An 11709-nucleotide genomic window follows, 5' to 3' on the forward strand; every position below is an offset into this window, starting at 1 on the left:
ACTCGCCCCCCCCCCGCGGCGCTGGGGCCGAGGGGCTTGCCCACCGGGCCCGGCGCCCGCCGGGGGGGGGGAGGCCCCGGGGCGGCCCGACCGCTCAGTCGACCGGGTGCGCGGCGAGGTCGACCAGGTCGAAGCTGCGGTGGCCGGTGTCGCAGCACATCATCGGCTCCAGCGGCTGCTCCTCGGTCTCGGGCAGCTCCTGCAGTTCCAGGACGGTGCTCTCCATTCTCACTCCCCCTTTCCGTGGCTCGGGTGGTGCGGGCCCGTGGCCGGCCGGTCGACCAGCCACGATCGGGGGCCGCCGTGGTGACGGCGGAGCAGGAGGTCGAGCACGCCGCCGAGGCCCACGTTGTAGGCGGCGGTGACCTCGCGCAGGGTGTCGTCGGGGACCAGGTACCGGCCGTCACGGCGCGCGGCGCGCAGGGTGATGGCGTGGACGAGCGCGTCGGCCCGGGCGAGGTGGTGCTCGTCGCCGGTGGCGGCGTGCAGGTCGAGGAGCAGTTCGGCGTTGCCCGCCAAGCCGTGGCAGGTGCCCGGCCCCAGGCGGTGGCGGTCGCGGTGCACGGCGACCGCGGCGCCCTCGGCGTGGGCGAGGTGGCGCGGGTCCCCGGTCTCCTGCCACAGGCGCAGCAGGAACGTGCCGATGCCCGAGGAGCCGTGGCACCAGTAGTTCAGGCCGGGGCGTTCGGTGCGGCCGGGGCCCTTGGGCCAGTACGCGGCGCCGTCGCGCCACTCGGTGAGGGCGCACAGGGCCTCGCCGCCGCCGAGGGCGATGTCGGTGAGCTCGGGCCGCCCGAGGTCGCGGCCGGCGGCGAGCAGGAAGGCGGCGTTGCCCGCGACGCCGTGGGCGAAGCCGTAGGTGGCGGAGCCTGCGAGTTCGGCACGGGCCGGCGGGCCGAGGGGCCAGTCCACGCCGGGTGCGGCCGCCAGCAGGCGCAGCAGTCCGTCCGCGCACCGGGCCGTCCGGTCGGCGAAGTGCCGGTCGCCGGTGCGGTGCCACAGGTGGAGCTGGGCGAGGCCGGCGCCGGCCAGGCCGTGGCACACGTCGGTGGCGGCGGAGTCGAGCGGGATGCGCAGGGCGTAGGCGAGGGCCCGGTCGGCGAGGCGGCCGTTGTCCAGGGCGGTCGCCGCGTCGTGGAGGGCCCAGGCGGTGCCGGAGCGGCCGAAGTAGAGGCCGGGCAGGACCCGGCTGGGCTCGCTGAGCCGCTCGTCCAGCCAGTCGGCGGCCTCGCGCAGTGCGGGGCGGGCGGCTTCGTGGCCGCAGCGGACGGCCCGGGCGAGGACGGCGAGCACGCCGGCCGCGCCGAACTGCACGTTGCAGGGGTCGCCGTGCGGCAGGGACCTCGGGGCGGGCCAGAGGTGTTCGGCGTAGCGGTCCATGGTGGCGGCGAGGTGGGCGAGGCCGTCCTCGATCAGGCGCTCGGACGTCGGCTCTGACGTTGGCTCGGGCGTCGGCTCGGGCGTCGGTGAGGCCGTGGGCGGGGACGGGGCCGGCGACGGCCGTGCGTACGGGCGGTGGTCCTGGGCGAGGTACTCGGCTGCCCGGGGGAGCGTCCAGCGCCTGGCGGGGGCCGCCGTGAGGCCGGTGACCACGGGGGCGAGGCCGCGCAGGGCGCCGTGGTCGGCGGCGGCGACCAGGGCGGCGAGCCGCTCGCCGGGCGGGCGGGCCGGTGTGCTGTCGGCGGCGAGCACCGGGCTGATGCCGGTGGTCGCGTGGAGCAGGGTCACGCCGAGGCTGAAGCAGTCCGCCTCGGGGCCGGGGGCCGGGCGCGGCGCCGGTCCGTCGGCGGAGCCGAGGTGCTCGGGGTCGGTGAATCCCGGTGTACCGGCGGGGTGGACGGTGGTGCCGGGGCGGACGGCGAGCTCCAGGTCGACCAGGACCGGCCGGTCGTCCGGGGTCATCACGACGTTGCCCGGCTTGAAGTCGCGCAGCACGAGTCCCGCGGCGTGCACCTCGGCGAGCAGCCGCACGAGGTCGCGCGCGAGCCGCCGGGCCGCCGGTGCGGGCACGTGGCCGTCGCCCCGTTCCAGGTGCTCGGCGGTCCACTGCTGGAGGTTGCGGCCCAGGACGAGCTCTTCGGCCAGGAACAGGTGGCCGCCGGACTCGAACAGCTCCAGCACCCGCGGCGTGATGCCCCGGGGAGCGAGTTCCGCCAGGACGTGCGCCTCGTGGCGCAGCCGGTCCCGGGCGTCCCGGCCGTCCTGGTCGGCGGCGACGTGCGGGCGGGCCTCCTTGAGGAGGACGCGCTCGCCGGTGCGGGTGTCCTCGGCGCGGTAGACGCCGCCCCGGTGGGAGTGCCGGACCGCCTCCTTGACGAGGTAGCGGTCGGCGAGCAGGACCGGGCTGCCGCGGCGGCGGGGAGGGGCCGGGGCCGAGTTCGGTGCCGCGGCCGGGGCCCGGAAAGGGTCCTCGGCCCAGGGCGGGGGCGAGAACCACGGGTGGCGCTCGTCCGTGCTCACGGTGCCGTCCGGGGCGGTGAGGCGGCCCTGGTAGAAGCCGTCGTCGTTGAGCACCCGGGGCCGGGCGAAGCACCCGTAGCGGTAGTGCACCACGCTGTCCGGCCGGTAGCGGCGGTCGGAGAGGATGGCGGGGCCGGGCATTCCGGCGGTCGCTTCGTGCAATTCGCGCGCGATGGCGAGGAGTTGGCCGTCATCGGCGGGGTAGGCAGTGAGGAACTTGCCGGACTGCGCCCGCGGTGCCCGGGTGCCGGTGAGCTCGGCCGTGACGCGCGGGGAGGCCGCGAACTTGAAGGCGCAGCCGTGCGTGATCAGCACCCGCCCCGCGCGCTCGATCACCTGCGGCGCCGACGCCAGGGTCGCGGAGACGTGGAGCTTCCAGCCCTGGCGGCGCGGACGGTGGCGCGGTGGGGTCACCATCAGCCACGGCTCGAGGTGGTGGACGCGCCAGTCGGTGGTCGGATCGGACCGTTTCAACAGCTCTGCGAGGACTGACCGGTAGGGCGAGAGCACGCCATGGATTCTATCGGTGCTTCGGGAAAAGACTATCCCGCAAGGTAATTGACGGATTATCAGAAACCAAATCCAGCCTCCTCGACGTCGGGGTTTCCGCCGGGCGTGCGTGATCCGCGCCACATCGTGCAACATGCTTGGTCCGTCAGTGACTCTCAGAACCAGGAGAGTTGTCGTTCGAGGACGGGGTAGGCGGCGTGGGCCAGAGGCGGAGTGGTGGACGGGTCACCGGCGGCGCGGCGGAACGCGGCGCGGCCGGGAGACGGTCGCCGGCGCTCATCGTCGGCCGGACGGTGGCGTGTTCGGTGGGGCTGTCGGTGTTCGCCGCCAGCGGCGTGGTCTGGTACGAGTACACGTCCCTGACCGACGGGATGACCACGTCCAACGCGATCGCCGAGACGAAGAAGGACGCCCCCAAGCACCTCGACAACTCGGTGAACCTGCTGCTGATCGGCCTGGACAGCCGCAAGAACATGGACGGTTCGGACGTCGACCCGGCCATCGTCCAGAACGAGCTGCACGCCGGTGCCGACTCCAGCATCGGCGGCTACAACACCAACTCGCTGATCCTGCTGCACATACCGGCGAACGGCGGCAAGGTGCAGGCGGTCTCCGTCCCCCGCGACGACTGGGTGATGACCTACAACGGCGACGGCTCCGAGATGGGCATGGCCAAGATCAAGGAGGCCTACGGCAACGCCAAGGACCGGTTCGACAATAGCTCCAGGGCCAAGGGGCTCAAGGGTGCGGACCTGGAGAAGGCCGGCCGGGACGCCGGGCGCGCGGCCACCATCCGGACCGTCCAGCGGTTCGTCGACCAGCCGGTGGACCACATCGCCGAGGTCAACCTGATGGGCTTCTACGACATCGCCAAGGCGCTGGAGCCGATCGACGTCTGTCTGACCCACCCGGTGGACGACCCGATCATCTCCCGGACGCCCGGCCACGAGGGCGGCGGCACCGGACTCAAGCTCCCGGCCGGGGTCAGCCACCTCAACGCCGCCGACGCGCTCTCCTTCGTCCGCCAGCGCCACAACCTGAACGACGGGCACGGGAATTCGGACGACTTCGCCCGCACCCACCGCCAGCAGGCGTTCATCTCCTCGGTGATGCACAAGCTCAAGCAGCAGGGCGTCATCGGCGACCTCGGCGCGATGCAGAAGCTGTTCGGCGTGGTGCAGAAGGACCTCGTCATCGACAACGAGTGGAACATCCTCGACTTCGCCCAGCAGGCCCCGGCGCTGACCGGCGGCAACGTCGAGTTCAACACCCTGACCTACGACACCGGCGGCAAGAAGGGAGACCCGCCGCAGGACGTCAACCTCGTCACCCCGGCGAAGATCCAGAAGGTGGTCAAGCAGGTCTTCGGCGGCGCCGACGCCGCCGCCCCCGTGGCGGCCCCGAGCGACACCCCGACCGGCAGCGCGACGGAAACCCCGGCCGCGCCCCCGGCCCCCACCCAAGCGGCCGCCCCGGCCACCGTGGACGTGTTCAACGCCTCCGCCGCCGCCGGGGTGTCCTCCGCCAACGAGGCCAAGGTCCTGGTCGGCATGGGCTTCAAGCAGGGGACGACCGGCCCGGCGCGCACCAAGTCGAAGACCACCACCGTCACCTACGGCAAGGGCGCCAAGGAGGCCGCCGACCAGATCGCCGCCCGCTACGGCGTCACCGCCACCGAGTCGGCCTCGGCCGGCGTCGGCCGGGTCGTGGTCACGCTCGGCACGTCCTTCGACGGCGTCGCCTCCGACCGGCCCGCCACCCCCGCCACCGCCCCGAGCGACCCGGCCGCCAACCTCCCGATGCAGGGCCCCAAGGTCGACGCCCAGTCCGACGGCGGGATCCCCTGCGTCTTCTGAGGTCCCGCGGTTCCGACGCTCGGCGCCGGGCCCGCCGCATGGGCCCGGGCGAGTCCGGGGCCATGCGGGTCGTTCGGTGTGCGGCTGCGGCTGCGGCTGCGGCTGCGGCTGCGGCTGCGGCAACGGCTACGGTTACGGCACTATCGGCACTGGCCGGTGCGCGGGCCGGTCGTCGTGTTGTCGGCCTGGCGGAGGTCCGGTGTGTTGCCCTCGCAGCGCAGCGGGCCGGTGACGGTGTTGGCCTCGACGACGGCGACGGCGCCGCTGTTGCCGGTGATCTCCACGGGGCCTGTGACGGTGTTTCCGGCCACGTCGACGCCTCCGGTGCCGGCGTCCACCGTCAGGCGGCCGTGGATCTCGTTGCCGGCGCAGCCGTCGGCTTCGACGGCCGACCCGATGCGGACGAGGCCGCTGCTCCCGTGGACGGTGACGGCACCCGCCGGCGTGGATCGGCAGATGGTGAGCGCGAGGGCCCCGTCCGCCGACAGCTTCCCGTGGATCTCCGCCCCGGAGACGGCCAGTGCGCCGCCCGGCCGGACGGTCACCGGGCCGTCCTGGGTGGCGCCCGCCGCCAGGCACAGCGCGTCCCCGGCCGCGACGGTCAGCGGGCCGTGGTGCGCCGCCGTCAGGCACGGCGTGCTGAAGCCGACCGTCACGTCCGCCGCCGGTGCGCTGCTCGGCGCGTGGCCCGGGTCGCCGCCGTACGTGGCGGTGACCGGGTGGCTCCCGGGCTGGAAGGCGGCGGTGGTGAAGCTCGCGCGGCCGTCGGTCAGCGGCACGGTGGCCAGCGGCGCCGTGCCGTCGGAGAACGTGACCGTCCCGGTCGGCGTGGGCGCCGCGGGGTCGGCCGCGGCGACGGACGCCGTAACGGTGGCTGGGTGGCCGAACAGCGGCGTCGCGGTGTCGGCGGACACCGCCGTGGCGGTGTCGTACCGGTACGAGACGACGGCCCGCCCGCCGCCGTGGTTGACGCCCTGGAGCAGCGCGACACCCGTGGCGTCCGGGGCGGCGTAGCTGCTGCCGCCGCCCCCGCCGGCGCCGTAGAGGTTGCCGGGGTTGCCGCCGCCGGAGCCCCCGGCGCCGCCGAAGTAGCCGCCTCCGCCGCCACCACCGCCGTTGCCCCCGCGGGCGCCGTTGCCGCCGGAGCCGCCGCTGCCCGGGTTGTAGAGGCCGGTCCACATGTCGTAGTCGCCGCCGGGTGTGCCGGGGCCGCCGAGGGCGGAGTTGGGGCTGCCCGTCCCGGGGGCGGTCCGGCTCCCGCCGCCGCCCGCGACGCCCGAGCCGTCGGGGCCGCCGCCCTGGCCGCCGGGCTCGCCGGCCGGGCCGCCGCCGTTTCCGCCGTGCAGCAGCGGCCCGCCGTTGCCCGCGCCGCCACCGCCGCCCGCGACCAGCACCCGGTCGCCGGCGCCGAAGGCACCGGTGCGGACGTCGGAGCCACCGCCGCCGGAGCCGCCGCCACCGTGCGCGCCGCCGCCGCCCGTCCCGTGGCCGTACCCGCCCGGGCGGGCGAACTCGCCGTGCCGGGAGCTGCCGGGGACGCCCGCCGCGCCGAGGGTGATCTGCAGGGTCTGGCCGGGGACCACCGCCAGCGTCGCGCGGGACTCGCCGCCGAGGCCGCCGGGTGCGCCGGTGTTCGGCGGGTTGGGGAGGACGTAGCCGGCCGCGCTGCCGCCCTCGGCGCCGAACAGGTCGACGGTCACGGCGCTGACGCCGTTCGGGACGGTGAAGGTGTCCGTGCCCGCGGCGGTGTACGTGCAGGCGGGCGTGGCGGTGGTGAGGACTCCGCCGGTGCCGCAGGGCGACCCGGCGGGGGCTGCGGACGCGGGGGGCGCGGCGGCGGGGACGAGGGCGGCGGCGAGCAGGCCGGTCGCACCGGCGAGTGCCGTCAGGGTGGATCTGTTCATGAGGGCACAGCCTGGTGGCGGACCCGCCGGTAGACCACTGGTGATCCACACGGTGCGCGGGCTTCCCGGTCGGGTGGCCGCACAGTCGGGCCGGACGGAAGGCCGAGGCCACGGGTTGTCAAAGAAACGGCCAAGTCCCTCAACAAGCTGTTGACGGACTCCGGCGGCACCTCTACCTTCCTCGACGTCTGGCGGAATTGCATTTCCGCATTGCGGAATGATGGCCATCATGCTGCGCGCCCCGCACACTCCTCCCCGACCCGGAGAGACCTCGGATGCCTAACACTCCCGATACGGGCAACACGGCCTGGCTCATGGCCAGTACGGCCATGGTGCTGCTGATGACCCCCGGCCTCGCCTTCTTCTACGGCGGCATGGTCAAGACCAAGCACGTGCTGGTCATGCTCAAGATGAGCTTCGTCTGCCTGGCCCTGGTCACCATGCTGTGGCTGGCGATCGGCTACAGCCTGGCCTTCGGCAAGGACGTCGGCGGCCTCGGCCTGATCGGCTCGCCCGCGCACTGGATGATGCACGACATCGGGATGAACAGCCTGAGCGGCTCCATCCCGACCGTCGTCTTCTCGGCCTTCCAGATGGCCTTCGCGATCATCACCGTCGCCCTGATCAGCGGTTCGATCGCGGGCCGGGCGACGATGCGCGGCTGGCTGTGGTTCGTGGTCGCCTGGACGCTGTTCGTCTACGTGCCCATGGCGCACTGGGTGTTCGCGCCCGACGGCTGGATCACCGCGCACCTCGGCGCGCTCGACTTCGCCGGCGGCATGCCCGTGGAGATCAACTCCGGTGCGGCCGGCCTGGCCGTCGCGATCGTGGTCCGCAAGCGCAAGGACTTCGAGCGCGAGACCATCCGCCCGCACAACCTGCCGCTGGTCGTGGTCGGCCTCGCGCTGCTGTGGTTCGGCTGGTTCGGCTTCAACGCCGGGTCCGCCCTCCAGACCGGCGGCACCGCGCCGATGGCCTTCCTCAACACCCAGCTCGCCGCGTGCGGCGCGATGGTCGGCTGGCCGCTGATCGAGAAGTGGCGCCTCGGGCACGTCGAGATGCTCGGCGTCGCCTCCGCCGCCGTGGCCGGCATGGTGGCCATCACCCCGGCCTGCGGCGAGGTCTCCCCGGTCGGCGCGCTGGTGATCGGCTTCGTCGCGGGCGTGGTCTGCGCCTTCGCGATCAACCTCAAGTACAAGCTGCGCTACGACGACACGCTCGACGTGGTGGGCGTGCACGGCTGGGGCGGGATCGTCGGCGTGCTGGGCATCGGCCTGTTCGCCACCTTCCAGATGAGCGGCAAGAAGGGCCTGTTGTACGGCGGCGGCGTCGACCTCCTGTGGCGTCAGGCCGTCGGCGTCGTGGTCTGCGCGGCCTTCTCGTTCGGCGTGACGTGGCTGATCGCCCAGGTGATCGAGAAGACCGTCGGCTTCCGGGCCGCCGAGGAGTACGAGCACGTGCCCGGCGCGGAGGAGGAGCAGGCGTACGACGACGAGACGATCGCCGAGATCCGCCGGCGGCTGACCGCGGCCCGGGTGCCCGTCACCGTGGGCGCGAGCGGCGCGGAGGCCGGTTCCAGCACGGTGGACGCCGAGCTGCTGGCCGAGCTCCGGCAGGTCCTCGAACGGCGTGAGCAGGAGAAGTGATGCCCCAGAGCTTCGACACCGGCAACGCCGCCTGGCTCATCATGGCCGCCGCCATGGTGCTGCTCATGGCGCCCGGACTGGCGTTCTTCTACGGCGGCATGGTGAAGACCGGCCAGGTCATCGCGATGCTGAAGATGTGCTTCGGCTGCGTGGTGCTGGTCGGCATCATCTGGTTCGCGCTCGGCTACAGCCTGGCCTTCGGCCACGACGCGGGCGGGCTCGGGGTGATCGGCGACCTCGACCACGTCTTCATGTCCGGCGTCGGCCTGACCAGCCGCACCGGCGACACCCCGACGGTGACCTTCTCCGTCTTCCACATGTCCTTCGCCATCGTCACGGTCGCGCTGATCAGCGGCTCGGTGGCGGGCCGGGCGAAGATGAAGGGCTGGCTGGTCTTCGCCTCCGCCTGGACCCTGCTGGTCTACGTCCCGATGGCGCACTGGGTGTTCGCCCCGGACGGCTGGGTCGCCGCACGGCTCGGCGCGGTCGACTTCTCCGGCGGCACGGTCGTCGAACTCGCCTCCGGTGCGGCCGGGCTGGCGCTGGCGGCGGTCGCCGGACGGCGCGAGGACTTCGAGCGCCAGCCGATCCGCCCGCACAACCTGCCGCTCGTGGTGATCGGCCTCGCGCTGCTGTGGTTCGGCTGGTTCGGCTTCAACACCGGCTCCTCGTTGGGCGTGCCCGGCGCGGCGGCGATGGCCTTCGTCAACACCCAGTTCGCCGCCGGCGCGGCCATGGCGGGCTGGGCGGTGACCAGTTGGTGGCGCACCCGCCAGGTCGGGCTGCTCGACATCAGCATGGGCGCGGTCACCGGCATGGTCGCGATGACCCCGGCGGCCGGCGACGTCACCCCGCTGTGGGCGTCGGTGATCGGCTTCCTGGCCGGGCTCACCTGCGCCTTCGCGATCAGCTGGAAGTACCGCTTCGGCGTCGACGACACCCTGGACGTGGTCGGCATCCACGGCTGGGGCGGCCTGTTCGGCATGGTGATGGCCGGCCTCGCGGCGACCGGCGCGATGACCGGCAAGAAGGGCCTGTTCTACGGCGGCGGCTGGGACCTGCTCGGCAAGCAGCTGGTGGCGGTGCTGGTGATCGGCCTGTTCTCGTTCGCGATGACGGCGCTGATCGGCAAGGTCGTCGACCGCACCGTCGGACTGCGCCAGTCGCACGCGGCGGAGGAGCACGAACAGGTCTACCAGAACGACTGGGACGTCCAGTTCAAGGAGATCGCCGACGCCCTGCGCGGCAGCGGCATCGACGAACGCGGCCCCGAGCACGACCCCAGCGCCCTGCTCGACCAGGTCCGCCGCATCCTGGCGGCCGACCCGGAGCAGCTGCGGGAGTGACGGCGTGCACCCGCCGGGCCACCGGCCGTTCCGACGGTCGGCGGCTCGGTTAGGGTGATCATGTGACAGGGGGACTGCGGGGTACGCGGGAACGGTGGCGGGCGCAGCCGCGCTGGGTGCGGTGGGTCCTCGCGGCCCACCTGACCGGCTTCCTGGAGGGCACCACCGCCCACGCGCTCGACCTGGTCAGCGGCGGGATCCACGTCTATGCCTCCTTCGCCCCGCTTCCGCTCCAGGTGTACTTCGTCGCCCTGGTGGTGCTGGATCCCCTGGTCGCCGTGCTGGTGGCACTCGTCCGCCCGGCCGGGGTGCGGCTGGGCCGGGCGGTGATGGCGCTGGACGTCGTCGCCAACTGGATCGTCAACTGGCCGCAGCTGCGGGAGGACCCGGCGTGGCTGCTGCGCCCGGTCGGGCTGCTGCCGATCACGCTGTTCGGCGCGTTCGTCCTCGCCACGTCGGTGCCGCTGCTGCGGGCTCTGCCCGCACGTCCGCCCCGCGGGCCGTCCGGGCTGAATAGACTGGTCGGCCGCCGGTAGGAAAGGAATCCCCCGTGGGTGGTGCGGAACGTGAACCCGACTCCCTCGACGCTCGGTTGATCGACGCGGTCGAGCGGCTCGGGGACGCCGGGCGGGCGATGCTGCGGGACGCCGCCAAGCGGGAGGGGCTCTCCGTCACCCAGGCGCAGCTGCTGCTGCGGGTCACCTCCCCGACGGCGGGGCCGCAGAGCACCGGGAGTTTCGCGCGCTGGCTGGAGGTGTCGGCGCCGACCGTCAGCGATGCCGCCGCCGCCCTGGTGCGCAAGGGGCTAATGGAGTCGGTGCCGGACCTCGCCGACAACCGGCGCTCGTCCTGGGTACCGACGGGACCCGGTCGGGAGGTCGCCGAACGGCTGCACGGCTGGCGCGATCCGCTCACCGGCGGGCTGTCCGCGAGCGCGCCGGAGGACCGGGCCACCGCGCTGCGTGTCCTGCTGGAGGCGATCGCCTCGCTGAACCGCACCGGGCGGATCACCGTCGCCCGTACCTGCCTGACCTGCCGCTTCCTGGGCGACGAGCACCCGGACGGCCGGGCGGGGGAGTGGTGCGGGCTGCTGGAGGCCCCGCTCGGCGCGGCGGACCTGCGGGTCGACTGCCCGGAGCACGAGCCCGCAGCGCGCTGATCGTTCGTCAACTCACCCTGGACGGCTGCCGGGCAGGTCCTTGCGCCGCGCCTCGGGGCATTGGTAGCTTCGCAGTAGTTAGGACTCCTAATTGGAGTCCACCGGTTCAAGGACCAGAGGACGGCCATGACGCCTGCGCCCATTCCCGGCTACCGCTACGACGACCCCGAGCTGCCCGGATCACCGGTCACCGGCGGCGACTTCGAAGGCCTCGCCGCGGCAACCCTGTTCTCCGACGCGGACGTCGCCGCACTCAAGCTCGCCGGCGAGGTCCTGGCCGACCAGACCGAGCAGATCCTGGACGTGTGGTACGGCTTCGTCGGCTCGCAGCCCCACCTGCTCGCCTACTTCTCCACCCCCGAAGGCACGCCCGTCCCCGAATACCTGGCCGCCGTCCGCCGCCGCTTCGGCCAGTGGATCGCCGACACCTGCACCCGCCCCTACGACGCCCGCTGGCTCGCCCAGCAGGAGGAGATCGCGCTGCGCCACACGTCGGCGAAGAAGAACACCACCGACGGCGCCCGGTCCGTCCCGCACATCCCGCTGCGCTACATGATCGCGTTCATCTACCCGATCACGGCGACCATGCGGCCGTTCCTCGCGGCCAAGGGGCACCCGGAGGAGGACGTCGAGGCGATGCACCAGGCGTGGTTCAAGGCCGTCACGCTGCAGGTGTCGCTGTGGTCCCGCCCGTACGCGGGAGCGGCCTGGTAGGCCGGGCCGACGTGGCGTGCCGCCCGGGGGCGCGGGGGCCCCCGCCCGGGGGGGGGGGGGTTGCGCCCGCCGGCGGGTGCGCCGCCCCCACCGCGCCCCCCCCCCCCCCAAACC

Annotated in this window: 9 protein-coding genes; 6 read left to right on the plus strand and 3 right to left on the minus strand. The window is 73.7% G+C overall.

The genetic code is table 11. From position 1 onward, the window contains the following. Positions 1–94: 94 nt before the first annotated feature. Together ACFV4G_RS01630 and lanL are read right to left on the minus strand one after the other, a co-directional pair. Complete coding sequence (locus tag ACFV4G_RS01630) at positions 95–226, minus strand: hypothetical protein (protein WP_380435407.1); 132 nt, start codon at positions 224–226, stop codon at positions 95–97. Between the two features lie 2 nt (positions 227–228). After that, positions 229–2970 (minus strand): class IV lanthionine synthetase LanL, encoded by a 2742-nt coding sequence (gene lanL / locus ACFV4G_RS01635; RefSeq protein ID WP_380435408.1) that lies wholly within the window; start codon positions 2968–2970, stop codon positions 229–231. A gap of 197 nt (positions 2971–3167) precedes the next feature. On the opposite strand from lanL, the gene ACFV4G_RS01640 reads away from it, so the two are divergent. After that, positions 3168–4826, plus strand: a complete 1659-nt coding sequence (locus tag ACFV4G_RS01640; RefSeq protein ID WP_380435409.1) for an LCP family protein — start codon at positions 3168–3170, stop codon at positions 4824–4826. 140 nt (positions 4827–4966) lie between these two features. Here the strand turns inward: ACFV4G_RS01640 and ACFV4G_RS01645 are convergent, their stop codons facing one another. After that, positions 4967–6730 carry an Ig-like domain-containing protein gene (locus ACFV4G_RS01645; RefSeq protein ID WP_380435410.1) on the minus strand — a complete coding sequence of 588 codons (1764 nt, stop codon included), beginning with the start codon at positions 6728–6730 and terminating at the stop codon, positions 4967–4969. Positions 6731–7005: 275 nt separating this feature from the next. Here ACFV4G_RS01645 and ACFV4G_RS01650 point away from each other — a divergent pair, with 275 nt between their 5' ends. The 5 genes from ACFV4G_RS01650 (at position 7006) to ACFV4G_RS01670 (ending at position 11595) form a co-directional block, all read left to right on the plus strand. Next, positions 7006–8376, plus strand: coding sequence for an ammonium transporter (locus ACFV4G_RS01650; protein WP_380435411.1), 1371 nt, complete (start codon positions 7006–7008; stop codon positions 8374–8376). Beyond that, the gene (locus ACFV4G_RS01655) at positions 8376–9722 is read left to right on the plus strand and encodes an ammonium transporter (protein ID WP_380435412.1); all 1347 of its coding nucleotides are present in this window, start codon (positions 8376–8378) and stop codon (positions 9720–9722) included. The genes ACFV4G_RS01650 and ACFV4G_RS01655 overlap by 1 nt, the downstream gene beginning before the upstream one ends. A 62-nt stretch (positions 9723–9784) precedes the next feature. After that, positions 9785–10258: a hypothetical protein gene (locus ACFV4G_RS01660; RefSeq protein WP_380435413.1), complete on the plus strand. Its 474-nt coding sequence runs from the start codon at positions 9785–9787 to the stop codon at positions 10256–10258. Positions 10259–10272: 14 nt separating this feature from the next. Continuing rightward, positions 10273–10881, plus strand: coding sequence for a MarR family winged helix-turn-helix transcriptional regulator (locus tag ACFV4G_RS01665; RefSeq protein WP_380435414.1), 609 nt, complete (start codon positions 10273–10275; stop codon positions 10879–10881). 126 nt (positions 10882–11007) lie between these two features. Further along, positions 11008–11595, plus strand: coding sequence for a protoglobin domain-containing protein (locus ACFV4G_RS01670; protein ID WP_380435415.1), 588 nt, complete (start codon positions 11008–11010; stop codon positions 11593–11595). Positions 11596–11709 lie beyond the last annotated feature (114 nt).

It is taken from the genome of Kitasatospora sp. NPDC059747, assembly GCF_042732955.1.
Taxonomy (GTDB): domain Bacteria; phylum Actinomycetota; class Actinomycetes; order Streptomycetales; family Streptomycetaceae; genus Kitasatospora.